At 56.3% G+C, this 25,706-nt stretch carries 22 protein-coding genes and 1 tRNA gene; 20 read left to right on the forward strand and 3 right to left on the reverse strand.

Translation table 11 applies throughout. From position 1 onward, the window contains the following. The first annotated feature begins 383 nt into the window (after positions 1 to 383). From KCQ76_RS00005 to der, 18 genes are all read left to right on the forward strand, one after another. Positions 384 to 1,304 (forward strand): tetratricopeptide repeat protein, encoded by a 921-nt coding sequence (locus KCQ76_RS00005; protein ID WP_046202363.1) that lies wholly within the window; start codon positions 384 to 386, stop codon positions 1,302 to 1,304. A 67-nt stretch (positions 1,305 to 1,371) separates the two neighbouring features. Continuing rightward, positions 1,372 to 2,475: an HAD-IIA family hydrolase gene (locus KCQ76_RS00010; RefSeq protein ID WP_046202362.1), complete on the forward strand. Its 1,104-nt coding sequence runs from the start codon at positions 1,372 to 1,374 to the stop codon at positions 2,473 to 2,475. After that, the gene (locus KCQ76_RS00015) at positions 2,466 to 2,672 is read left to right on the forward strand and encodes a hypothetical protein (protein ID WP_046202361.1); all 207 of its coding nucleotides are present in this window, start codon (positions 2,466 to 2,468) and stop codon (positions 2,670 to 2,672) included. Before KCQ76_RS00010 ends, KCQ76_RS00015 begins: the two co-directional genes overlap by 10 nt. Beyond that, the gene (locus KCQ76_RS00020; RefSeq protein WP_046202360.1) at positions 2,632 to 3,495 is read left to right on the forward strand and encodes a TlyA family RNA methyltransferase; all 864 of its coding nucleotides are present in this window, start codon (positions 2,632 to 2,634) and stop codon (positions 3,493 to 3,495) included. The genes KCQ76_RS00015 and KCQ76_RS00020 overlap by 41 nt, the downstream gene beginning before the upstream one ends. Continuing rightward, positions 3,492 to 4,406: an NAD kinase gene (locus KCQ76_RS00025; RefSeq protein WP_012731492.1), complete on the forward strand. Its 915-nt coding sequence runs from the start codon at positions 3,492 to 3,494 to the stop codon at positions 4,404 to 4,406. Before KCQ76_RS00020 ends, KCQ76_RS00025 begins: the two co-directional genes overlap by 4 nt. An 89-nt stretch (positions 4,407 to 4,495) precedes the next feature. Next, the gene (gene recN / locus KCQ76_RS00030; RefSeq protein WP_046202359.1) at positions 4,496 to 6,205 is read left to right on the forward strand and encodes a DNA repair protein RecN; all 1,710 of its coding nucleotides are present in this window, start codon (positions 4,496 to 4,498) and stop codon (positions 6,203 to 6,205) included. Positions 6,206 to 6,316: 111 nt separating this feature from the next. Beyond that, the gene (gene steA, locus KCQ76_RS00035; protein ID WP_046202448.1) at positions 6,317 to 7,510 is read left to right on the forward strand and encodes a putative cytokinetic ring protein SteA; all 1,194 of its coding nucleotides are present in this window, start codon (positions 6,317 to 6,319) and stop codon (positions 7,508 to 7,510) included. 28 nt (positions 7,511 to 7,538) lie between these two features. Further along, a complete protein-coding gene (locus tag KCQ76_RS00040) occupies positions 7,539 to 8,504 on the forward strand; it encodes a copper transporter (RefSeq protein ID WP_046202358.1) in 966 nt (321 codons plus the stop codon). Between the two features lie 220 nt (positions 8,505 to 8,724). Next, entirely contained in the window at positions 8,725 to 10,389 is a 1,665-nt protein-coding gene (locus tag KCQ76_RS00045; RefSeq protein WP_046202357.1) for a CTP synthase, read from the forward strand. Between the two features lie 136 nt (positions 10,390 to 10,525). Further along, entirely contained in the window at positions 10,526 to 11,185 is a 660-nt protein-coding gene (locus tag KCQ76_RS00050) for an NUDIX domain-containing protein (protein ID WP_046202356.1), read from the forward strand. Positions 11,186 to 11,324: 139 nt separating this feature from the next. After that, positions 11,325 to 12,227, forward strand: a complete 903-nt coding sequence (gene xerD, locus KCQ76_RS00055; RefSeq protein WP_046202447.1) for a site-specific tyrosine recombinase XerD — start codon at positions 11,325 to 11,327, stop codon at positions 12,225 to 12,227. 304 nt (positions 12,228 to 12,531) lie between these two features. Continuing rightward, a complete protein-coding gene (locus KCQ76_RS00060) occupies positions 12,532 to 13,431 on the forward strand; it encodes a ParA family protein (protein WP_046202355.1) in 900 nt (299 codons plus the stop codon). A gap of 17 nt (positions 13,432 to 13,448) precedes the next feature. Then, positions 13,449 to 14,264 carry a segregation and condensation protein A gene (locus tag KCQ76_RS00065; protein WP_046202446.1) on the forward strand — a complete coding sequence of 272 codons (816 nt, stop codon included), beginning with the start codon at positions 13,449 to 13,451 and terminating at the stop codon, positions 14,262 to 14,264. A gap of 67 nt (positions 14,265 to 14,331) precedes the next feature. Next, positions 14,332 to 14,916 (forward strand): SMC-Scp complex subunit ScpB, encoded by a 585-nt coding sequence (gene scpB / locus KCQ76_RS00070; protein WP_082089852.1) that lies wholly within the window; start codon positions 14,332 to 14,334, stop codon positions 14,914 to 14,916. A gap of 15 nt (positions 14,917 to 14,931) precedes the next feature. Next, the gene (locus tag KCQ76_RS00075) at positions 14,932 to 16,266 is read left to right on the forward strand and encodes an adenosylmethionine--8-amino-7-oxononanoate transaminase (RefSeq protein ID WP_373369103.1); all 1,335 of its coding nucleotides are present in this window, start codon (positions 14,932 to 14,934) and stop codon (positions 16,264 to 16,266) included. Between the two features lie 67 nt (positions 16,267 to 16,333). Further along, entirely contained in the window at positions 16,334 to 17,026 is a 693-nt protein-coding gene (bioD, locus tag KCQ76_RS00080; RefSeq protein WP_046202353.1) for a dethiobiotin synthase, read from the forward strand. A 250-nt stretch (positions 17,027 to 17,276) separates the two neighbouring features. After that, a complete protein-coding gene (locus tag KCQ76_RS00085) occupies positions 17,277 to 18,113 on the forward strand; it encodes a pseudouridine synthase (protein ID WP_046202352.1) in 837 nt (278 codons plus the stop codon). 96 nt (positions 18,114 to 18,209) lie between these two features. Then, a complete protein-coding gene (gene der, locus KCQ76_RS00090) occupies positions 18,210 to 20,573 on the forward strand; it encodes a bifunctional cytidylate kinase/GTPase Der (RefSeq protein WP_046202351.1) in 2,364 nt (787 codons plus the stop codon). A gap of 6 nt (positions 20,574 to 20,579) precedes the next feature. Here der and KCQ76_RS00095 read toward each other — a convergent pair whose 3' ends face one another. The 3 genes from KCQ76_RS00095 to rraA all read right to left on the reverse strand — a co-directional run bounded on the left by KCQ76_RS00095 (position 20,580) and on the right by rraA (position 22,202). Further along, complete coding sequence (locus KCQ76_RS00095; protein ID WP_308568165.1) at positions 20,580 to 21,494, reverse strand: class I SAM-dependent methyltransferase; 915 nt, start codon at positions 21,492 to 21,494, stop codon at positions 20,580 to 20,582. A gap of 39 nt (positions 21,495 to 21,533) precedes the next feature. Further along, positions 21,534 to 21,607 (reverse strand) — tRNA-Pro (locus KCQ76_RS00100). 58 nt (positions 21,608 to 21,665) lie between these two features. After that, a complete protein-coding gene (rraA, locus tag KCQ76_RS00105; protein ID WP_046202444.1) occupies positions 21,666 to 22,202 on the reverse strand; it encodes a ribonuclease E activity regulator RraA in 537 nt (178 codons plus the stop codon). Between the two features lie 184 nt (positions 22,203 to 22,386). Here rraA and secA2 point away from each other — a divergent pair, with 184 nt between their 5' ends. Together secA2 and KCQ76_RS00115 are read left to right on the forward strand one after the other, a co-directional pair. After that, complete coding sequence (gene secA2 / locus KCQ76_RS00110; protein ID WP_046205200.1) at positions 22,387 to 24,636, forward strand: accessory Sec system translocase SecA2; 2,250 nt, start codon at positions 22,387 to 22,389, stop codon at positions 24,634 to 24,636. A gap of 230 nt (positions 24,637 to 24,866) precedes the next feature. After that, a complete protein-coding gene (locus KCQ76_RS00115; protein ID WP_231725299.1) occupies positions 24,867 to 25,607 on the forward strand; it encodes a CDP-alcohol phosphatidyltransferase family protein in 741 nt (246 codons plus the stop codon). Positions 25,608 to 25,706: the final 99 nt, after the last annotated feature.

Consider the following 25,706-nt stretch of genomic DNA (forward strand, 5'->3'; position numbering starts at 1 on the left):
TGCACCTGGGAGGGTGTGGGAGAGTAGGTCGCCGCCAACCGTAACGTTGGAACAATAGAATATGTGGTGTTTGTGTGTGGTGTGAGCCGAAACCCCGGGCGGGGTTGGGCCCGCACCACACACATTTTTATGTATGCGCACACCCGAAAAACGGGTGAAGCATTCAAAAAACCGGGGGGAAAATAGTTTTCTAGCCATTCAGGGCATATTGATTCCGCATAGACCCCAACGTGATTTCGTCCACCATCCGTTCGGCTGAAACTACTCTTTTAACCTCTGCTATTATCTTCTCGGTTAACTCATTGCTGTCATCGGTGCTTCGGCACATCAAACATAGTTATGACACGTGTTTTACAAAGATCTGTTAAGAAGTGAGCAGTACTATGAACGAATCCGAGTCAAATAAACGCCACAGTGGGTCTGCTGCCAACCGAAAACACGGTTCGGGTGGATTCAGCGGTGGCGGCAATCGCGGAAAGCGCTACGATAAGTCCGGCTCTAGCGACAGGAAACACCGGGGCAATAATCGCGACTTTAATAAAAAGAACTCCCACCGCGGCAACAATCGTAAGGCGAAGTACGCGTCAGGGCGTTCGGGTCCGAAGAAGAGCGGTTACCGGGAAGAGCGGTCTAAGAAGCACCTCAATGAACCGTCACTTCCACCCGACATCTCGGAACGTGATTTAGATCCGACCGTCCGGCAGGACCTCCGCAGCCTATCGAAGCAGAACGCTGAAGTCGTGGCGAAACACATGGTAGCCAGTGCCTTAGCCATGGAAGAGGATCCAGAGCTCGCTCTTAAGCACGCTCGCGCAGCAAAAGACCGAGCAGGACGAGTGTCCATTGCCCGTGAGACCTGTGGCATCGCGGCTTACCATGCCGGCCAATGGAAAGAGGCTCTTTCCGAGCTCCGCGCGGCGCGCCGAATCTCCGGGGGACCGGGCCTACTCGCCGTCATGGCCGACTGCGAACGCGGACTAGGACACCCCGAGAAAGCCATCTCCCTTGGCACATCGGATCAGGCGAAGCTCCTTGACTCAAACTCCGCTGAAGAACTCGCGATCGTCGTGGCTGGTGCCCGTCGAGACTTAGAGCAATACGACGCAGCCGTCGTCGGGCTTGAACAAGAGAATCTCGATGAGAAGCGGAAAGATGAGGAAGCTCCGCGGTTGTTCTACGCTTACGCCGATTCGCTAGCTGCTGCAGGACGAACTGCAGAAGCGAAGGCGTGGTTCCAAAAGACAATCGATCATGATCCCGACGAGTTTCTCGACGCAAAAGAACGCTTAGCTGAGCTCAATTAAGATAAACACACCGTACGGTGTCGTTATGGACTGATCCCTACGGGTGATATCCAGTAAGGAAGATTTGATGGCCGCCTCAAGCAATGACAGCGCTGGTACGTCTGACGAGCGTTTGATCGACCGCACCGACGCGTTACTCCTCGATCTCGACGGAACCGTGTACCACGGTGCACGACCAATCCCGGAAGCAGTATCGGCCCTTAACAAGGCTCACTCCCACGTTGGTTTGAAGTACATAACGAACAATGCGTCCCGCTCACCTAGCGCGGTTGCCGAGGCCCTGCAGGAGATGGGTATTCCCGCCTCTGAGGACGAAGTCTTAACCTCCGCGCAAGCTGGAGTAACGCTGCTGACCAGCAAAATTCCCGTAGGCTCGCGTGTCATCGTATTGGGATCAGACTCGCTCAAAGACCTCGTTAACGAAGCCGGGTTTAGCGTCGTCACGTCGGCCGACGATCAACCAGCTGCTGTGATTCAAGGCCACGCGACGACGACAGGTTGGCAGCAAATGTCAGAAGCTGCACTAGCAATTAATAACGGTGCGGTCTACGTGGCGACGAATATGGACACCACGTTGCCCACCGAGCGTGGCTTGACCGTCGGAAATGGGTCGATGATTGCTGCGATTACCACGGCAACGGGAGTGACCCCTGATTCTGCCGGAAAACCAGCCGGTGACATGTTTACCCAGGCGGCGGAAGAGCTCCATTCTGATCGTCCCTTGGCTGTGGGCGACCGCCTTAACACTGACATTGCCGGAGGTGTTGCGGCCGGAATCCCATCTTTGATGGTCATTACCGGGATATCAGGGCACAAAGACCTTCTGACTGCGGATCCTGCTGAGCGACCCACATATATCGCCACCGATATGATGGCCTTGTTCGACCCGATTGATCGGTCGACACCTGGGCCGAAGCAAGGATGGAAAGCGGAGCTGACGTCGGATGGCGTTCTGCAACTGTCGTCCGTTGAGGGCGAGGTTCTTGAGGACTCATCCGAAGAATCCCCGGACGGTGCAGATTCGACCCAGCAAGCACGCTTGTCTGATCGATGCTCCCACGACGCCTTGCTGACCGCGATTGCTGCAGCATGGGAAGACGGAGCTCCCGCCGTGACACAGGTGACAGCGACCGATTCGACTGCGCAAAGCGTGATCGATACATGGCGATAACCCCCGGTGACGTCGAACGTCTCAGGCAGGAACGCCTGGCTGAAGCGAATAAATCGCTCGAGGAATTAAACGCCGAATTATCAGCGCATATGTACGAAATCCTCGATGGAGACCCCTCTGAACTCTCCGCAGAAGCCGATCGCCTAGAGAAGGCTCATGATCTTCTTCATCAGGCCTTGGAGGATTCCCGTGACTAATCAGCCTAGTCGGCGTCGCCTGGACGCTGAGTTAGTAAACCGTAAAGTTGCGCGATCACGCGACCAGGCCGTTGAGATGATTCGCAGTGGCCGCGTCATGGTTAATGGATTTCAAGCCACTAAGCCAGCAACCCGAGTTGACCCGGGTATATCCATCAAAGTGGAGAAAAGCGTCGACGATAATTGGGCATCGCGTGGGGCTCACAAACTCCTTGGAGCGTGTGATGCTTTTGAGCCCGAGGGTCTGTTATTTGAGGGTCGTCGGGTTTTAGACGCGGGAGCCTCAACAGGAGGGTTTACCGACGTTTGTCTCAAGCGCGGGGCTCGCGAAGTCGTCGCTGTCGACGTCGGTTATGGGCAACTAATCTGGCGCCTACAAAATGATGACCGGGTCCGAGTAGTAGACAGGACGAATGTACGTCACCTGACCCCGGAGCTGACAGGAGGGCCATGTGACCTGATGGTGGGGGACCTGTCGTTTATCTCTCTAAAATTGGTTCTCCCGGCGATCGTTGAGTGCATGGGTGAGGGAGCAGATCTCCTACCCATGGTGAAGCCACAGTTTGAGGTAGGGAAAGACCGTTTAGAGCACGGCGGTGTGGTCCGCTCGGAAAGCCTGCGGACGAGCGCGACTGTGAACGTTGCGCAGTATGCTCAAACTCTTGGGCTGTCGCTTCGTGGTGTGGTCGCCTCGCCTCTGCCGGGGCCTAGCGGCAATGTGGAGTATTTTTTATGGCTTGTTAAGGATGGTGGGGTCCGGGCCGTAGAACCCGGTAAACTTGAATCCATGGTGTCGGCAGCAGTGCAGGAAGGACCTCAATGACGGAGAAGAATCGGGAAATTCTGCTTGTTGCAAACACAGGGCGGGATTCAAACTTGGCAGCGGCGGCGGAAGCCGCTGAATATCTGAAGGACGCAGGACTGACCGTATGGGTCCTCGCCAGTGAGTCGTCGGACCCCATTACGAAGCACCCGGTCCTCGGCACATTTCCGATTTTTCGATCCGGAGAAGTTGATACAGCTCGCATTGAATTAGTACTCGTCCTCGGGGGCGATGGAACATTCTTACGTGCCGCCGATATTGCTCATGCTGCCGATCTACCGGTCTTGGGGATCAATCTTGGCCACGTCGGTTTCTTGGCTGAATGGGAACAAGAGTCCCTTCCTGAGGCGCTTCAGCTCGTCATCAATCACAGCTGGCGTGTGGAAGACCGTATGACGCTCTCGGTCAGCGTTCATGGTCCCGACGGACGGAACCTTGGCCGTGGCTGGGCCCTTAACGAAGTGGCCGTGGAGAACGTGGATAGACAAGGCGTGCTCGATGCAGTGTTGGAAGTGGATCAACGCCCTGTGAGTTCCTTCGGATGCGACGGAGTGCTGGTCTCTACTCCCACCGGATCCACCGCATATGCGTTCTCAGCCGGCGGTCCTGTTCTATGGCCATCGCTGGACGCCATCCTTGTCGTTCCGAACAACGCTCACGCACTGTTCGCAAGACCTCTGGTAGTAAGCCCCTTCTCCGAGGTCGCCATAGAGACGAACACTTCAACGCAGTCGGCGACGGCGAACCTGGATGGGATCAGAAGAATCCCTATCCCACCCGGATCCAGGGTGGAAGTCCGTCGTGGCGATCAACCAGTCAGGTGGGTCAGGTTAGACGCGGCACCTTTTACGGACCGTCTAGTGTCGAAGTTCCGCCTGCCTGTGTCCGGGTGGCGGGGGCCCAAAAAGTAATGCACGAGCTTCGGTCGCCAGAGCTGGGATACGATGCGGACGTCGAAAAAGCTTTCGGTCGGCAGGCACGTGTATGAAAGGGGAAACTAGTGCTCGTTGAACTCAGCATTGAGAACCTAGGAGTGTTGCCTAGCGCTACCGCATCATGGGCGCCTGGCCTTACTGTTCTCACTGGTGAGACCGGCGCAGGTAAAACCTTCTTACTGTCGGGCCTCAAACTCATTCAGGGGGCACGGGCTGATTCGTCGCGGGTCAGGGAAGGCCAGTCCCAAGCATTCGTCGAAGGGATTTTTGACTTTTCAGAGATCGACGAAGCTGACCGTGCTGCCATCACGGATGAAATCGAAAACGTCGGCGGGGATACCGAAAACAACGAAGTCGTCGTGTCCCGATCAGTCTCGTCAAAAGGTCGATCACGTGCCCACGTCGGCGGACGGACCGTCACTGCAGGACGACTGGCAGCCGTAGTGGATAATTTGTTAGTTATCCATGGCCAAAATGATCAATTGCGTTTATTGTCGACGGATCAGCAGCGGGATGCCCTCGATTCGTTTGACCCCGAAATTGCGGCCATTAAGTCGCGCTACCAAGTGTTGAGGGACCAGTGGCGGTCAGTGACACGCGAACTCACGAGGCGCCAACAGCATCGTCGAGAAATGGCTCAGGAAGAAGATCGGCTCCGATTCGCCCTCGACGAGATTGAGGCCGTGAGCCCCACGCCGCGTGAAGATGAGCTACTCGTCGACAGGGTTAAGCGACTGCAGGATGTTGATTCGCTGCGAGATTCCGCGGGGAGAGCTTTTCAGGCGTTAAGTTCCGATGATACCGAGGAAACGTCATCGGCTATCGACCTCTTGGGTCAAGCGCAATCAGCGTTGGCATCCAGCGGTGATTCGCAGCTGGTTAACCTGGGAACGCAAATTCACAACCTGCTTGAACAGGTGGGAGACATTTCATCCGACCTCAGCAGATATTTGGGCGGGCTCTCATCTGACCCCGGTGAACTCGATGCTGCACTTCAGCGTCAGGCACAGCTAAATGAGTTGACGAGAAAATATGCCGCGAACATTGACGCGGTCCTGGAATGGCGTGACAACGCCTACAAGCGGTTGGAAAGCCTCGATACCTCCACCGAAACAATTGAAAAACTAGCCAAGGAAGCAGAAGAAGCGGGGACAAAGACCCGAGAGATCGCCGAAAAACTAACCGCTGCTCGCCGACGTGCGGCAGGGAAACTCGAACGAGCGGTCACGGAAGAAATGAGGGGCTTGGCGATGCCGACGTCGTCGCTCGACATCGCAGTAACAACAAATACCGTCTTTCGAAAAAATGGGACCGATGAAGTCGAATTTCGACTGCGATCTTATGACGGCGCCGAGCCTCGTCCACTGACTCAGGCGGCTTCGGGCGGTGAGCTATCCCGAATCATGCTCGCCCTTGAAGTTGTCCTCTCCGCTGAACGACGCGGTACCACGATCGTCTTTGACGAAGTTGACGCCGGAGTGGGAGGACGCGCCGGGGTGGAGATTGGTCGGCGTCTTATGCGGCTATCACGACAGTGCCAGGTGATTGTTGTTACACACTTGCCACAGGTAGCGGCCTTCGCCGATCAACACCTCGTTGTCACGAAAAGTGTCGATGCCTCAGTGGCGGCGACGTCGGGCGTCAAAAACCTAGCGGAGAGCGAGCGCGTTGAGGAGCTTGCGCGGATGCTTGCCGGTTTGGACCACACCGATACTGGACGCGCACATGCCGAGGAATTGTTGGCCACCGCGGCCCGCGAACGCTCGCAGGCGTAAGAAGCGCCCCTAAGAAACGTCGGATTTATAGTCCCCGTACCAGCAGATATTTGACCGAGATGACTCTTTAGTCGGCGCGCCTCTGTGCATAATGATAGGTAATCAGGAATGATGGCTACCATGAAACTGTTCTCTCGGTCGCAGTCGGATCTTCCGGGGCTTAACGCCACGGTTCGAGATATCGCTCACTCCTCGAAAGAACTGCGCAAGCTTGCTGAAGGCGATATCGCCATCATTGATGGGCCTGAAATCCCTCGAGGCCTGGCCCAGCGCCTAATTGACATGCATGTTTCCGCAGTCGCGACAGAGGTAGAGACAGAGCAGGGTAGTATCCCTCGCTTCGGCCCCCAGATGCTTATCGACGCAGGCGTCGTTTTTATCGACGGCATCGGCGCCGATGGGCGGAAGTCTCTTCAATCTGGGAAGACATATCGCCTCGACGAAGGCACCTTCTATCGAGGAGATGACGAAGTCGCTCGCGGTAAAGAAATCACCCTCGACCGGGCCATAGCGGTCTTTGAGGATTCGCGTGAACAGCTCGCGGATCACATGGAAGCGTTATCCGGCAACGTGGCGGAATTCGTGCGTTCCGAATCGCCGCTCTTCATCGACGGTTTGGGCATCCCAGATGTCGATGTCCCCATCCAAGATCGAAAGGTCGTTGTTGTCAGCCCGTCTGCCGACGTTGAGTCGCAACTCAAAGACTTGCGCTCGTTTATTCGTGAATATGATCCGCTACTTATCGGTGTAGAAAACGCAGCTGACATTTTGGTGGAAAAGGGATATAAGCCGTCGATCATCGTCGGCGACCCTGAGCTCATCAATGATCGCGCGTTACGCTCTGGGGCGACGGTGATTTTGCCAGCTGACCCTGATGGTCACGCTGCAGGGTTGGAGCGAATCCAAGACTTGGGAATCGGCGCGATGACCTTCCCAGCGGCCACTGACTCGGCCACGGATCTGGCGTTGTTAATCGCCAGCTATCATGGCGCGTCACTCGTCGTTAATTGTGGTTCACCCTTTGATATTGAGACGTTGTTTGATGAGAATCAGCGGGATGCTGCTCCGTCAGCGTTGCTGACTCGTGCGCGGGTTGGAACCCGTTTGGTCGATGCCTCCGCCGTGAATGAGCTTTATCTGGTGCGGTCGTCGGGCTTGGGATGGGTGTGGGCAGTCATCGCCATTATTATCGCCCTCGTCACCATTATTCTTATTTCGGGGTTGTCAGGTGATGATTCATTTATCAACAACCTGATAGATACGTGGAACAGTTTCGCGATTAGTGTTCAGAATCTGTTCAAGTAAGGCAGTTTTACAGCCATAGGAGCACAGTTTGTCTCACAATCGATCAGGCATTGCAGTTGCTGGCGCGGCGTGCGGAATTGCGCTGGGAACCGTCTTCGGCGTGTATGTTCTAGGCCCGCACTCGGGCGCGAGTAGCCACATCACCCGGCACAATGTTGATACCGAGCGCAAGGTCGACTCAGTCACCGCGGAACGTAACCAGGCTAATAAGAGTGTTCAGGCGGCCGACCAACTCGGGGTGACGCTAGCGCCAGATGCGGTCAAAGGGCGGTTACAGGATAAGGCTGTGCTGATCATCACCACGCCCGACGTCAACAAAGATGATGTGAAGGCTGTTAATGGCCTCATTGAACCCGCAGGTGCCCACGTCGCTGGCACTATTGGTCTGAAAGACAAATTTGTTTCTCGCGACGGCGGTGATGACCTGAAATCCATAGCTGCGACGACGCTACCGGCAGGTGTCCAACTGTCCGAGAGAAATTCATCGCCTGGCTGGCATATCGGCCAACTGATGGGCGGTGCCTTCTTGAAGAAGAGTGAAGGCGGGGATAATGCTGAAGAGCAATCGACAGGCCCGGAGAGAAAAATAGTCAGGGATTCACTAACTCAGGGAGATTTCCTGACTGCCGACGGCCTGGATGAACCGGCTGACGGGGCTATCCTCATCACCGGAGGTTCCGACGGTAAGAAGGGAAACCATGATTATGTAGCAGGCTTCCTTCGTGATTTCACCGAAGGGCTGGGCCACAATGGATCCGGTGTTGTTGCCGCGTCTCGCCCCGGCGCAGCCGAGGATAATGGAGTTATTGCTCGGCTCCGCGATTCATCAACGCACGATGAGCAAGAGGGGTCACAAGCTAAGATCGCCACCGTCGATGACATTAATCATGTTACGGGTCAGGTCAGTGCAATTCGCGCTTCCGCTGACGTCATCGCAGGAAAAACCGGTTCCTATGGGATTATGGATGGGTCAAAGGCAGCCGTTGCACAGTAAGGCCCCTCGGTTGTCAAGGTCTTCGCTGCTGCGGTTGGTTGTGCACCGCAAAATGACGACGGTGAAAGTTTCGTGTTAGGCTGAAGTCCCGAGGGATTGTGGATATCTACCGATAATTGCCACTTTGACCGATGGATTTTCCGTTAACCGTTAAGCATCAAAACCGGTTGCGGTTGTCCAGCATTGATCACCGTCCATCATCGATCCTCGGGAGAGCATAGTGTCGCAATCGCGCGCCGAGCATGTCACCAAATTTGTATTCGTCACCGGCGGTGTTGCCTCATCGCTGGGTAAAGGATTGACAGCATCCTCACTAGGTCAACTGCTGACGGCACGTGGCCTGAAAGTCACCATGCAAAAGCTTGATCCCTACTTGAATGTGGATCCAGGGACGATGAACCCGTTCCAGCATGGGGAAGTGTTCGTGACCGACGATGGTGCGGAAACGGATCTTGATCTAGGGCACTATGAGCGTTTCTTGAACCGCAACTTGTCAGGAAACGCGAATGTGACTACTGGGCAGGTCTATTCCGAGGTCATTGCCAAAGAGCGCCGCGGGGAATACCTTGGGGACACAGTGCAAGTTATTCCCCACATTACGGATGAGATCAAGCATCGCATCTTGACGATGGATCGCCCGGATGAAAATGGGGTTCGGCCCGATATCGTTATCACGGAGATCGGTGGGACTGTCGGTGATATCGAATCCCAGCCATTCCTTGAAGCTGCTCGTCAGACACGACATGACGTGGGGCGAGAGAACATCTTCTTCATTCATGTGTCGCTTGTTCCATATCTCGCGCCGTCCGGTGAGTTGAAGACCAAACCGACACAGCATTCAGTGGCTGCTCTGCGATCGATCGGTATCGTTCCGGATGCACTCGTCCTGCGGTGTGATCGGGAAGTTCCGGAGCCGCTCAAGGCAAAAATCGCTTTGATGTGCGACGTTGATCAGGAAGGTGTGATCTCCTGTGCCGACGCCGACTCCATTTACGAAATTCCCAAAGTTTTGCACCGTGAGCACTTGGATGCGTTCCTCATTCGTCGGCTAGATTTGCCTTTCCGCGACGTTGACTGGGCCGAGTGGGACTCGTTGCTGCGGAAAGTCCACGAGCCGGAGCATGAATTGACCGTGGCTCTGGTGGGCAAGTACATCGACCTTCCCGACGCTTATCTCAGCGTGACAGAAGCTATCCGTGCAGGTGGATTTGCTAATAATGCCCGAGCTCGGGTGAAGTGGGTCGCCTCGGATTTGTGTCAGACTGAGGAAGGTGCAGAAAAAGAGCTAGGAAACGTAGATGCCATCGTCGTTCCAGGTGGCTTCGGTATTCGTGGAATCGAAGGCAAGATCGGTGCGGTCCGCTATGCACGTACACATCGTGTCCCGTTCTTGGGCCTGTGTTTGGGTTTGCAATGCATGGTGATTGAGGCTGCGCGTGCCGCGGGAATTACCGACGCATCCTCAACCGAGTTTGATCCCCAGACCACTGAGCCCGTGGTCTCAACGATGGCTGAGCAGATGGCCGCCGTCTCTGGAGAAGCGGATCTTGGTGGGACCATGCGTCTGGGCGCGTATCCTGCCGTGTTGGACAAGGGTTCGGTGGTAGCGGAGGCGTACCGAACGTTAGAGGTGTCGGAGCGTCACCGTCACCGTTATGAGGTCAACAATGCGTACCGTCAGCGGATTACAGATGGTGTTGGACTGAAGTTCTCTGGTACTTCTCCTGATGGAAAACTCGTTGAGTTTATTGAGTATCCGGATCATCCGTACATGGTTGCGACGCAGGCCCACCCGGAATATAAGTCCCGCCCTACAAAAGCTCACCCATTATTCGCTGCTCTGGTTAAAGCTGGGTTGAAGCATAAGAATGATGAGGAAAAGTAGTTACGGTAAATGAGGAGGACAAGCCACGAATCCGCTAGACAAAACATCTGATACTGGCTCATTAGACGAGAGCGCGAACCCGTCGGCTCAGAACCGTCCGGGGTCGTATCACTTCACGGTAGAAGACTCTACGTATTTGCTCGACAAACCGATTATTGCGGTGCGGCAGGATACTGTGTCCATGCCGGGCGGAACATCTGCACGACGCGAAATTGTCGAGCACTTTGGTGCCGTCGCCGTGGTCGCTTTCGACGGACAACGCGTGAAGCTGATCCACCAATATCGGCACAGCGTGGGACGACGGCTGTGGGAATTGCCTGCCGGACTCTTGGACGCTGCTGGTGAGGATCCTCTTCAGGCTGCGTCCCGTGAGCTTCAGGAGGAGGTTGGCCTCGCCGCCGAGCGTTGGGACCTGTTGTCGGATCTTGTCTCGTCGCCCGGATTCTGTGAAGAAGCCGTTCGTATATATCTTGCGCGGGATCTTAGCGACGTTGATCGCCCAGAATCGGATGATGAAGAGGCTGATTTAACGTCGACCTGGGTAGATCTGGGCACTGCCATTTCTCAGATCATGGATGGAACGATTTGCAATGCTATCGCTACATCCGGAATCTTGATGGCTGCACAGGTTATACGAAACGATGTTTCCCCACGCAGTGTAGACGAGCCCTATACGTTGCGCCCGTATCGATTAGCTGAGCGTCGTGAAGCACAGTTGCGTGACGCAGGGAAATCGACTGCGGATCTCAAGGTGACAGTGACAGATGAACTACCCGGCGACACCCACCATGAGTGAGCGCGTCTCACACGTGTAGTTGAGTTCTCTGTGGACAACGAAGTGTGAGGTTATGTCTTCTATGTCGAGTTCAGGGCCGCTTACCCCGTCTGCGGATGAGCCTCGCGAGGGGCAGCATCCGGGAGCGGACGCGTCCCACATGGTGGCTGCTTATATCGATCACCTCGCAGTGGAAAACAACGCCAGCCCGAATACGTTGTCGAATTACCAACGTGATTTGAATAAATATGTCGCGTGGCTGGATCAGCATAATCTCAACATCGATAGCGTCGATGAGCCCGATATCGAGCAATTTATTGCGGATTTACGACGAGGGGACTCGACGTTGGGGTGGTCGCCTCTGGCAGCATCGTCTGCTGCACGTGCAACCGTCGCCGTTCGTTCTCTGCATCGGTTTTCCCACGAGGAAGGGCAACTAGCTCGGGACGTTACTGCAGGAGTGACTGTTCCACGTTCCGGTCAATCGTTACCTCATGCTTTGACTGTGGAACAGGTCAATCGGCTCATTGAGTCGTGCCCGGTGAATGAGTCAAGTAGCCCGATTGCTCTTCGCGACCGTGCCGTTATTGAACTTCTGTATGGCACGGGCATGCGAATTAGCGAGGCCCTTAATCTCGACATCGATTCGATTGATCGAAATCACGCGTTTGTGCGTGTCGTGGGAAAGGGGAGGAAGGAACGACTCGTTCCGATCGGTGCGCCGGCGCTTCACGCTATTGATGCGTGGCTAGTCCGTGGTCGCCCCTCGATGGTCAAGCGGAGCGATAAAGCGTTATTTCTGAACGCTCGGGGTAACCGTTTGGGCCGGCAATCGGTATGGAAGTTTCTCCACGCGGCAGCGGAACGTTGTGGGCTCGGCGATTCGGTAGGACCTCACACGTTGCGCCACTCGTATGCGACTCACCTTCTTCAAGGTGGCGCGGATATTAGGGCGGTTCAGGAACTCTTGGGGCACGCAAGCGTGACGACGACGCAGATTTACACCGCCGTGTCTATTGATAATCTTCGGGAAGTGTATGCGACGTCTCATCCACGGGCATAGTCTCACCCTCGTGCATAAGTCGGCAGTGGAATAGTCTCGACCTTGACTCTACGTATGTTCTTCGTCGTCGGCCCGTTTTTCGGCATAATGCCACGTTAAGTTCTCAATACGAACTTGAAATATGTCAAGTTTTAATCCTTGACATCTGCGCCATAGCCCCTTCGTATTGTAGAGTAATAGTCGAATTACATCGATGGTTTTCATCGTTGCTGCACTGTACGCATGATGCCCGAGTGCATCGCATTGCTCGAGATAACGGTCTGCGTGCGTGTATCGACGACAAGTTCCGGAGGAAGGATTGACTGTGGTTGCATCGTCTCCACATGAGTCGGATAAGGGTGACGGTCTTTTCGACGACCCGACGCCCGAGCTGGGGCTTACTGGTCGCCCACGCCGACAGATTCCGGAGCCGCCTGAGCTCGATCGTCATGGTCCAGCCACGATCGTCTCGATGTGTAACCAGAAAGGTGGCGTCGGTAAGACGACGTCGACCATTAACTTGGGAGCTGCTTTAGCAGAATATGGGCGACGCGTGCTCCTCGTTGATCTGGACCCGCAGGGGGCACTGTCCGCTGGCCTGGGCATTCCGCATGATGAATTAGACCTCACGGTATTTAACTTGTTGGTGGATCCGTCGACGTCGATTCTTGAGACCATCCACCGAACCGCTGTCTCGGGTTTGGATTTAGTTCCTGCCAATATTGACTTATCCGCAGCGGAAATTCAGTTAGTTAATGAAGTGGGGCGTGAGCAGTGCCTGGGCCGGGCTCTTCGGCCGGTGATGGGCGAATACGATTACATCATTATTGATTGCCAGCCGTCACTTGGTCTGCTCACCGTGAATGCCTTGGCCTGCTCGCAGGGAGTTATTATCCCGATGGAATGTGAGTATTTTTCCTTGCGCGGTCTTGCTCTCTTGACCGATACCGTTGATAAGGTTCGCGATCGACTGAACTTTAACCTGGAAATTATTGGGATACTGGTCACGATGTTCGATCGCCGAACTCTTCACGCGCGGGAAGTGATGGAGCGCGTGATTGAAGTCTTTGGAGACCAAGTTTTCGATTCCGTTATTACACGGACCGTCAGATTCCCCGAGACGTCAGTAGCAGGAGAACCCATTACGACCTGGGCACCGACGTCGGAAGCCGCGGAACAATATCGGGGCGTTGCCAGTGAAATGGTGGAGCGTCTGAGTAAGTGACCGACGCGGAAGCTGCGATGCCCACTAACGGCGAGGGCGTCCAAGAGGAAATCACAGGGTTCCGTGTGGCCCTCGCGAATTTTACGGGCCCGTTTGATCTCCTCCTTCAACTCATTCACAGTCACAAAATGGATGTGACCGAGGTTGCTCTCGCGCAGGTCACGGACGAATTTGTCAGCTATACGCGGAGCTTGAGTAAAACCGAGGACCTCGATGAGATCACAGAGTTCCTCGTTATTGCGGCGACCTTATTGGATTTGAAGACCGCGCGTCTGTTGCCTCGGGGTGAGGTCGATAGCGAAGAAGATCTGGCGCTCTTAGAAACCCAAGATCTGCTGTTTGCTCGATTGCTTCAATATCGTGCTTATAAGGAGATCGCCGACGAGTTGCGTGTACGGCACGCTAATGCAGCCCGACGCTATCCGCGGGCGGTTGGTATGGAAGAAAAATTCGCGTCGCTGCTGCCACCGGTACGGATTGATCACACCCCGCAATCATTTGCGGAGATGGCTGCAGCCGTGTTCCGTCCCCGACCACCTGACACAGTGAATACATCCCATGTTCACTCTGTGGCCGTATCTGTCCCGGAGCAAGCCGGGCGCATCCTCTCCATGCTGCATTCCGTCGGTGCGTATTCGTGGTGCTCATTTGAGCAACTGACCTCCGACTGCACGGTATCGATGCAAGTCGTCGGCAGGTTCTTAGCATTGTTAGAGTTATTTAAAGCTCATGCCACTGACATCGACCAAGATGAGCCTTTAGGCGAGATGTTAGTAGCGTGGACGGGTCTTGAGGTTGATCCAGCTGTCGTTGCGGCCGCGAACTGGGAGTAAGTCCCGGTCGCCAGACTAGGGGTCAGTACCTCACATACGAGGATTGGCAGACACGAGGATCGGCGAAGTGACAGATAACACCACGAACCCGAATAATTTATCGAAGATCTCTGCGCTTCGTGCAGCAGTGGAGTCGGTGATGTTGGTGTTGGACGATCCTGCCCCTATTTCCGACATTTCCCGCGCGGTGGGTGCGTCGGAGGAAGACACGCGCGCGGTCATCGACGAGTGGCGAGACGAACTCGATCAACGAGGCAGCGGCATTGAACTGCGCCACGTCGGCGATGGGTGGAGGCTCTACACCAGGGCTGAGCACGCGCCCGCCGTCGAGGCATTTTTGCTGGACGGAGCACAAACAAAGTTGTCGCGAGCGGCACTGGAAACGCTTGCTGTGGTGGCTTATCGCCAGCCAGTAACCCGCTCCCAAGTCGCCGCTGTCCGCGGGGTTAACTGTGACGGGGTCATGCGAACCTTGGCGCTTCGTGGTTTGGTGAAGGAAGTGGGGGAGGAACAGACGTCGGGAGCTCATTTATATGCCACGACTGAGTTGTTCTTAGAGACGATGGGCCTGTCGGATGTCTCTGAACTGCCAGACTTGGCGTCTCTGTTGCCTGATGTGGAAGCGATTGATGAGGCCATCGCAGATTACTGAACACTGTTCAGTAGGGTGGCAAGTATGGAGGATCTTGCACGTTTCGACCAAGAACATATTTGGCATCCATACGGCCCGATGCCAGCAGCAGTACCTTCCATCCCCGTGACGTCCGCGGAAGGAGTTACGCTGCATCTTGACGATGGTCGAAACATCATTGACGGGATGAGTTCCTGGTGGGCTGTAGCACACGGACATCGCCACCCGCACTTGGTTGAGGCCGCGCACAGGCAAATTAATCAGATGCCACATGTGATGTTTGGCGGGCTGACTCACAAACCGGCGGTGGATTTAGCCGAGTGGCTGGTAGATATCGCGCCAGAGGGTCTTGACCTGGTTTTTTATTCTGATTCGGGGTCGGTCTCGGTTGAGGTCGCCATCAAGATGGCCCTCCAATATCAGATGGGGAATGGCCACCCAGAGCGGAACCGGCTCGTGACGTGGCGACGCGGGTATCACGGCGATACTCAGGGGCCCATGAGTGTGTGCGACCCCGAGGGTGGCATGCACTCTCTGTGGCGGGGCACCTTGGTGGAACAAGTTTTCGCCCCCGAACCCCCAGCTGATCCGCGCTGCGACGTGGGCCATCCTGCCGGTGACGACGGTTCCGGTGGTGCGCGCCTCAGCGACGATGAGCTCGAGTCTTATCTACGCGAATTTGAGACATATATTGACGACACCATCGCGGGAGTGATTATTGAGCCGGTCGTGCAGGGGGCTGGGGGCATGCGATTCCACGACCCACGATTGGTTGCTGGCCTTCGCCGCGTGTGCGATGACCACGACATCCTCCTTATTGCCGACGAGATAGCCACAGGTTTCGGACGCACGGGAAGTCTCTTTACCTGCGAGGCGGCCACGATCACCCCGGACATTATGTGCGTCGGCAAAGCCCTGACCGGGGGAATGATGAGTTTTGCCGCCACGCTGACCACCCGGCGCGTAGGCGAGGTGATTTCGACGCCCCAGGGCGGCGGAGCCTTAATGCACGGGCCGACTTTCATGGGCAACCCACTGGCATGCTCGGTGGCTCGTGCCGCGGGCGACCTCATTGATGACGGCTACTGGCGATCGACAGTTCCGCGCATTGAACAGGAATTACGCCGCGGTTTGACCCCACTTGCCGGTGCTGAACAGGTGTCCTCGGTGCGTGTCCTGGGCGCTATCGGCGTTGTCGAACTAGCTCGACCTGTCGATATGAAGGTCGCGACGAAGGTAGCCGTGGAGTCGGGGGTGTGGCTTCGGCCTTTCGGAAAGCTGGTTTATAGCATGCCGCCGTTTATATCGACCAGCAGCGACATCGAAAAAATCTGTGCAGCGATGCGGAACATTGTCGCTGCGTCGGCCTAAGTGGCCGGAGTCATCACAAAGGTTTTCGGTCAGGATTATTTACTGACCTAATGAGAGGAGATTAACAATGAGCATTGTCATCATGACGGGAACAGGGACGGATGTCGGCAAAACTGTCGCTACCGGAGCGGTTGCCTGCGCTCTTCAAAAAGGGGGATATGAGCCCTTCATTGTGAAGCCGGCGCAGACTGGTGAACCCGAAGGCGAAGGCGACGCTCCCCGTGTTACCGCCTTGACCGGTATTGATAATGCGGAGACGCTGTACCGGTTCCCCGAGCCTCTTGCCCCAGCGACGTCGGCGCGCCGGGCGAATATGCCATACCCCGAGCTCACAACTGTTGCCGAGGAGATTAAGTCTTTTGATAAGCCTGGCCGCGTTGTTCTTGTCGAGGGGGCTGGTGGGCTTCTTGTGCGTATTGGCCAGGACTGGACCATTGCCGATCTGGCTCGAGAACTGGGTGCACCGATTATTGTTGTGTGCTCAACAGGTCTCGGAAGTTTGAACGAGGCTGAATTGACGGTGGAAGCTGCCACACGCCGGGGTCTGACCGTGCTTGGTTTAATAGGTGGGTCCATTCCGGACTCCCCAGATTTGGCGACGCGGTGTAATAAGGAAGATTTGCCGGTGGTTACTGGAGTTGACGTCTTGGGCTACATACCCGAGGGGGCTGGCGGCTGGTCACAGCAGCGGTTCGTGCAGGAGGCGCCGGGGTTTTTCGTACCAGATGTTGTCGATCGGGTCACTCGTGAGAGTGATTAACTGCTATAGGCTGAATGGTGACGTGACCGCGGTTGTCGGCCGGTGAGTGTGTGCTCGTCAGATGTGCTGCAGTGTGATTGTGTCGCCACGCTCATGAAGATAATGACACGAGTGAAGAACGTGATAGACTCACCGGTCACCATATGTTTTGCGTGGACGGCCGCTTATTTTTCATGCTATGAACCGGCGCCACGTTACCCCCTGTTTTCTAAACGCATAAATAACGCATAAATACGGAAAGGTCCACATCGTGGCTTCTACCGCTCGCCGTGACGGCACACCGGAATACGTACCCAAGGCCAAGCCCGCCCGCCATCAACACGTCAAGGGCGCATCACCCGCCCATCATTCAGGTGAGGGCATTCGCCTGCAAAAGGTTTTGGCCGCTGCTGGCGTCGCCTCACGCAGGATGTCAGAAAAGCTCATCGACGAGGGACGCGTCGAGGTCAACGGGGATATCGTGACCCGTCAGGGCGTCCGCGTGGATCCCGATCATGACGTAATTCGTGTTGACGGCAGCCGAGTCGTCGTCGACGAATCGATGCAGTACTTCGCGTTGAACAAACCACGCGGTGTTCAGTCCACCATGCATGATGATATGGGGCGGCCCTGCGTCGGAGATATTGTTGGTGAGAAAGTAGACGCTGGTCAGAGGCTTTTCCACGTTGGCCGTTTGGATGCTGCAACACAGGGGCTTCTCCTCTTGACCAATGATGGCGAGCTAGCGAACCGGTTGATCCATCCCAAGTACGGAATCAAGAAGACCTACCTCGCGACTGTTCTCGGCGAAGTCGATAAGAAAGATCTCCGACGCCTGACGCAGGGGATTGAGTTGGACGATGGCACCGCCCGCGCCGACGATGCTGACATCATCGACGTCTGGCAAGGCCGTTCGCTCGTGAAAGTAGTGCTTCACGAGGGGCGCAAGCACATCGTGCGACGGATGCTCAAGGCAGCTGGTTTCCCGGTGCAGGAGCTGGTTCGAACAAAGATCCACACGGTGCAGTTGGGTGAGCAAACTCCGGGGACACTGCGCGCGCTGAACCGTTCGGAACTGACCAGCTTGTTTAATGCTGTTGATATGTAACAACCCGTCCTATGTAGAACTCTCGCGTCCAGTTTCGTGTGACCCGATGTAACCGGGATTATGCAATGGCAGAACGGAATAATTAGGAGTTTAGTGATGTCAACTACTCGTACATCGGATGACTCAACACTCGCCAACACCCCAGGGGGAGGTGTGATCGTCGCGGTCGATGGGCCATCAGGCACGGGCAAATCCACGGTCTGCCGGACCGTCGCCTCGCGATTGAACGCCTCCTACTTAGACACCGGAGCCATGTACCGCGTGGCCACCCTCCACGTGCTCAATGCCGGAATCGACCCCGAGGATTCCGACGCGGTCATCGAGGCAACGTCTGACTTACCCATAGCCATTAATGACGATCCGCACTCGACCGAAGTCATTCTCGACGGAACCAATGTGGCTGATGACATCCGGACGGCACGTGTGACCCGGGCGGTCTCGTCGGTAGCAGCGATCCCCGAAGTCCGCCAGAACCTTGTAGCCCTGCAGCGCTCCTTGGCCCACAAGGCTGGACGATGTGTTGTCGAAGGACGCGATATCGGCACCGTCGTCTTAGCTGACGCACCCTGCAAAGTTTTCATGACGGCTGAGCCGAGCATCCGAGCCCAGCGCCGGTATGACCAAGATCGTGAAGCTGGCCGAGACGTCACCTTCGACGAGGTTTTACGGGACGTTCAAGAACGCGACCGTAAGGATTCTTCTCGGGCAAACTCGCCGCTCATGCCAGCCGACGACGCCATCGTCGTCGACACGAGTCACAAGGGTATTGATGACGTCGTCGAGACCATCATCTCCCTTGTTCGCCAATCGGGCAGTGATAACGAGCGGGCCGACGACGATCGGCCTGATGAGGACGGTTCACTCGATGATCTCGTCTTCACGACGACAGAAGGCCAGGCCATTAGCGACGAGGGCAGCGTCGACACTGTCGACACTGTCGACGCTGCTGACGCCACTGACGCGGATGAACATGCGGACCGCGCCGACGGCGGTGAAAACACTGACGAAACCAGCGGTGACGCAACCGACGGTGACATCACTGACGATGAGGTCAACAACCTCCTCGTCACCTCCGACAGTGACACCGATTGGCACTCCGTCGAGGAAGCATTCGGCGTCTTCGACGACGCCGGATACACCTCGGAAGCACTATGCACCGTCGCCATCCTCGGCCGACCGAACGTAGGCAAATCCACCCTCGTCAACCGCTTCATCGGGCGCCGTGAAGCCGTCGTCGAAGACTTCCCAGGAGTCACACGCGACCGCATCTCATACCTCGGCGAATGGAACGGCCGACGCTTCTGGGTACAAGACACCGGCGGATGGGACCCCGACGCGAAAGGCATGCACGCTGCCATCGCCCGCCAAGCCGAAGGTGCGATGAAAACAGCCGACGTCATCGTCTTCGTCGTCGACACCCAAGTCGGAATCACCGCATCCGACGAAATGCTCGCCCGCAAACTACACCGCGCTGAGCAACCCGTCGTCCTCGTCGCCAATAAATTCGACTCGCCCACGCAATACGGCGACCTCGCGGAATTCTGGGCACTCGGCCTCGACAACCCCTACCCAGTGTCGGCCAAACACGGCCACGGCGCCGCCGATGTCCTCGATGAAGTCATCCGACTCTTCCCCGACAAACCACGGCAAGAATCCATCACATCGGGGCCGCGCCGGGTCGCCCTCGTCGGCAAACCCAACGTCGGCAAGTCGAGTTTACTCAACAAGATGACGGGGGAGGATAGAGCCGTCGTCGACGATGTTGCGGGAACGACCGTCGACCCCGTGGACTCGCTCGTTGAACTTGATCAAAAGACGTGGACCTTCGTCGATACTGCTGGTATTCGGAAGAAGACGAAGAAGGCAACGGGCCACGAGTATTATGCGGGCCTGCGCACTCGGGGCGCCATCGATGCGGCGGAGGTCGTTGTCTTCATTGTCGACGCCTCTGAGCCGGTGACTGAACAAGATCAGCGTGTTCTACGTATGATCCTGGACTCTGGCCGAGCGCTTGTGGTTGCCTACAACAAGTGGGACATGGTTGATGAGGATCGCCGGGATATGCTCGACCGCGAGATTGAGTTGCAGCTCTCGCACATCCCGTGGGCGCGGCGTGTGAACATCTCGGCGAAAACCGGGCGGGCGATTCACAAACTCGAGCCAGCGATGATCGAGGCCCTGGAGAGCTGGGATGGCCGTGTTCCAACAGGTCAGCTCAATACGTGGCTGCGGGCGGTTATTGCTGAGACTCCGCCGCCGATGCGCGGTGGTCGTCTGCCGAGAGTCTTGTTTGCGACGCAGGCCTCCACACGGCCACCGGTGATCGTGCTGTTTACTACTGGCTTCCTGGAACACGGGTATCGACGTTTCCTCGAACGGAAGTTCCGCGAGACTTTCGGCTTTACTGGTTCGCCAGTGCGGATTGCTGTGCGTGTGCGGGAAAAGCGGGGGAGGAAGTAGTTCCTCTTACCGCCCATGCTGGCGGCGCATTATGAATGCGTCCGTCCTGTAAGGTAACTCGATCGGCTGATGCTCAGGTAGCTCGAGGTGCTGGTAGAGATACCAGCGGAGATTATTATCGACGTGCTCGCGTGTTTTTTCCGTGGCCCGTAACCAATATGACCGGGTATGGGCCAAGTGGATCATGTTGTGCGCCGTAATGGCCTGGTTAAATGTGCCACGCCATTCGTCAGAAATAGTCCACGGCGGCGCGACCTGGGGGATAAAGCCGGGGCGCAAAATATCCCCAGAATGCATAATTCGCGCTAACCGATGCACCCACGGGACGCTGACATTGAGTGTGTTCCACACGAGAAGGCACACACCGCCAGGAAACAGAACTCTATCCAGCTCTCGGCATGCCTGGTCTGTATCGAGCCAATGCCACGTTTGCGCACACGTCGCCGCGGTGAGGCACGCATCGGTGAGCCCGGTAGACTCCGCACGAGACCGAATGACCGGAACATGGGGGAGACGTGCCACACACGAAGAGGTCATTTCAGGCGAAGGGTCCGATGCGAGAACGCTACCCGGAAAGCGCTTGTCAAGATCTACCGTCAAAGAGCCCGGACCTGCGCCTATATCGAGTATCCGCAAAGGGGCATCAAAATCGCGGTGACTAGTCTGGCCCATGTGGCGCGCGAGGAGATCAACAACCTCAGCGGGGTAGCCAGGGCGCACAGAACCATAGTTCGACACCCCGCGGTGAAAGGAGTTGGCAGCTTCCACACGGTTCTCGGAGGAGGCAAAAGTAGGGCGATCACGTTGAGATCGGGTAGGAATCTGCTGGCCGGGAGAATACGCCGGCCTCGATGGTGTCATCGCGTGCGAATCGCCATCGGAAGAATGAGAAAAGCCGCGTCCATCAGGGTTTATATGCACAACACATCCCCAACGGTAGCGGCCTCAATTATTATCGTGTCGGACTGACAGGATTTGAACCTGCGACCCCTTGACCCCCAGTCAAGTGCGCTACCAAACTGCGCCACAGTCCGATCGCCCCATCAGAGGCAACCACTGCAGCATACCGCAGCCGATTGCGACCGCAAAAAACTAGGTCTGAGGTGGGGAGACAGGAGTCTCAGTGGCGACGATCCCATCGGCATCGCATGTCACATACTGGCCGGGGACAAAATCCACTCCGCCAAAGTTCACGACAACATCGCGCTCACCGTCGCCAGTTTTGCTGGATTTCCGCGGATTCGTGCCCAGAGCTTTCACCCCGAAATCCATATCCTTGATCTCCGCAGAATCACGGATAGCGCCGTAAATAACGATCCCAGACCAACCATGATCACGCCCAAGGGCCGCGACATTATCGCCCATCAACGCAGTATGAACACTCCCGCCACCGTCGACAACAAGCACTCCACCGTCGCCGTCGGTGCTCAACACAGATTTAAGGAGGGCGTTATCTTCATAACACCGCACCGTCGAAATCTGGCCGGCAAACTCACCACGACCACCGTAATTGAGAAATTGCACATCACACGAGCGCACCGACGGGCCAACAACATCGACAATATCGGCTGTAGGGACGATCACCTGGGTACCCGCGCTCTCATAAGCGGACTCACGTTTATTATTCATAGCCAGCAGATTAACCTGAATCGCTCCCACCTGGTGTGACTTTGCCAAGAAGCGACCCCCATCGCCGCCACCATCTGGACTACGCTGGGGAGCCGGCCCGGTCTCACCGGACGCGAAACATGACGCCAACCAAAAACGCTAACGTAATCACACGTAACTTCTTCACGTAGCAAGGACGACCCCTATGGCCACATGGCTTCGGAAACTCACCGGTTCCCGGCGAAAAAACACAGCTGAGATCTCCCGCGCCACCACGCTCGGAGACCACACAGCCACACTCACCGACGCCGACCTCCGAAGAACCTTCGACACCGCGCTACGGGACAACGACACCGCCACCATGTTCGCGACACTACGAGAAGCCTCCACGCGAACAATCGGACTCACCCCATTCGACTGCCAACTCCGAGGAGCCCAAGAACTCCTCAAAGGCAATGTCATACAAATGGCCACCGGCGAAGGAAAAACACTCGTCGGAGCACTCGCAGCGATCATCTACGCCCACCAAGGCCGAAAAATCCACTGCATCACCGTCAACTCCTACCTAGCAGGACGAGACGCCGACTGGATGGGACCACTCTTCAACTTCTTCGACGTCACCGTCGGCGCCATCCACGAACACATGACCGCAGACCAACGCCGCGCCACATACTCCAACGACGTCGTCTTCGGCTCCATCAACGAAATAGGGTTCGACGTCCTCCGCGACCACCTCATCACACGCCGCGAAGACCAAGTCCAACCCACACCAGACGTCGCCATCGTCGACGAAGCCGACTCCGTCATGGTCGACGAAGCCCTCGTCCCCCTCGTCCTCGCCGGCAGCGCACCCGGCCACGCACCCACCGGCCGCATCAGCGAAGTCGTCCGCAACCTCACCAAAGACGAGGACTACAGCATTGACGACGACCAACGAAACGTATTCCTCACAGACAAAGGCGCACACACCGTCGAAAAACGCCTCGGCCTATCATCCCTCTACGACGCCGAAAACATCAGCACCACACTCGTCCAAGTCAACGTCGCCCTCCACGCCAAAGAACTCCTGGTCAAAGACGTGCACTACATCGTTCGCGACGGGAAAGTCGCCCTCGTCGACAATTCAAAAGGGCGCATAGCTGACCTCCAACGCTGGCCCGACGGACTACAATCCGCCGTCGAAGCCAAAGAAGGACTCGACGTAACCGACGGCGGACGAGTACTCGACACCATCACCATCCAAGCCCTCCTCGACCGCTACACCAACCTCTGCGGAATGACAGGAACCGCCACAGCCGCCTCCGAACAACTCCGCCAGTTCTACGGCCTCGGCGTCGCCGTCATCGACCCCCACGTCCCCTGCATCCGCGACGACGAAGCAGACCGAATCTTCAGCACCGCCGACGACCGACGCCGCGGCATCATCGAACACATCCAACAACTCCAACAAGCCGGCCGCCCAGTCCTCGTCGGAACCCACAACGTCGCCGAATCCGAAGACATCCAAAACGCACTCCAAGCCATCGGAGTCGACTGCGTCGTCCTCAACGCAAAAAACCACGAAAAAGAAGCACGCATCATCGCCGACGCCGGACTCCCCGGACGCGTCACCGTATCCACACAAATGGCCGGACGAGGAACAGACATCAGACTCGGCGGAGCCGACGAACAGTACCGCGACGACGTCGTCACAGCCGGAGGCCTCGCCGTCGTCGGATTCGGACGTCACCGCAGCGCCCGACTCGACGACCAACTCCGCGGCCGCGCCGGGCGGCAAGGCGATCCGGGGTCCAGCGTCATCTTCGTCTCCCTTGAAGACGACGTCATCGCAGTCGGTGGAGCAGGTGAATCCATCAATGCAATTCCCGATAACAATGGGCAATTGACGCAGAAAAAAGTGTATTCCTTTGTGGATCACTGTCAGCGTGTCACTGAAGGTCAAATGCTTCAGATTCACGCGAATACGTGGAAATACAACAAGCTCATCAATGACCAACGGGTCATCATTGACGAGCGACGCAGCGATATTCTCGATTCCGACGTTGCCTTGAAGGAATTACAGCGTCGTGCCCACCGCGACTTGACGGTGCCGCATGATGTCCAAGTTCAGGCGGCCCGTGATGTTGAGCTCTTTCACCTGGACGAACATTGGGCACGGCACCTCGAATATCTGGATGACATTCGGGAGTCTATTCACCTTCGTGCTCTCGCCAGAGAGAATCCGGTCGACGAATTTCACCGTATGTCGATTGCCGAGTTTAAGAATCTGGCCACCGGAGCCGTCGATGACGCGGTTGAAACGTGGCGGCATATCACGATCGATAACAATGGTGCTGATCTCGGTGAGCGTGGTCTTCGTCGACCAAGTTCTACCTGGACCTATATGGTTAATGACAATCCTTTGTCCGGGAATAATGGATCGGTCGTGGGATCAGTTGTTAACTTATTCCGATAGGCTTGCTTTACAACCGTGGTGTGTAAGGCAATATCGGATGTGCAATGAAATGCTGACAGCCGGCTGCATATAGCTACATATAGCAATAAGTACGTAACGAGAGGATAAGTCCGATGGAGTATGACGAGCATCGTGATAGCCCCGAAAACTCTCGTTATGAGCAACCGGTTGGAACCAAAAAACACGGAGCTAAGAGCTCGCGGCAGGCGCGTTTTACTCGGAGCACTCCGGTGAGCAAAGTAACCCGCGAAACCCGACTCCGAGTGGAAGCGCGGATGGACAAGATGCTTCCTACACCGGACGGGCACACCGCCCGCGCAGTGCCCCCTGGTATGGAACCGCCGGGTATGCGGGAACAAGTGACAGTTCACCCCGCGGGATACTCCCGGATCCTGACTGTTCCCAACATCCTGAGCATCGTGCGTATCTGCCTGGTTCCCATTTACGCCTGGTTCCTCATCGGTCCGGGGGAGTATGGGTGGGCACTCGCCATCGTGGCGATTTCGTCGTTCACCGACTGGCTTGATGGAAAAATTGCGAGGATCTGGGGTTTGACCACGCGGATAGGGCAATACCTCGACCCAGCCGCCGACCGATTGTTTATCCTTGTCACCCCCATTTGTTTCGCCATCGCGGGGCTGCTGAGTTGGTGGTGGGTGGCCGTTCTCTTCGCTCGCGACCTTATCCTTTTCCCGACGATGCTCATCTATCGCAATCGTGGAATACGGCCGAAAGTCATGTACCTCGGAAAAGCTGCGACTTTCGCCCTCATGTGGGCATTCCCGCTGTACTTAGCGTCGGCTGCAGCGTGGTCATTTTCACATTTCTTTACCCCCTGGGCGCGAGCTCTTTTCCTGTGGGGGACGGTTTTGTACTTGTGGACAGGGGTTTTGTATTTGTACCGAGCAGTGCTTGTATCGAGGCGATTTCCTGTTACGAGGGGTCGGAATCGCCCCACGGGTTCTTCATGATAAAAAGTGTCTTTGGGGGTGATGCTTACCCGCACCGCGCGCATGCCACCATCCTATGGATTAGGCTGGGGGAGTGAATATAACATGCCCCTCGGCACT

Origin of the sequence: Corynebacterium parakroppenstedtii, from assembly GCF_019754935.1 — a bacterium.
GTDB classification, from domain to species: Bacteria; Actinomycetota; Actinomycetes; order Mycobacteriales; family Mycobacteriaceae; genus Corynebacterium; species Corynebacterium parakroppenstedtii.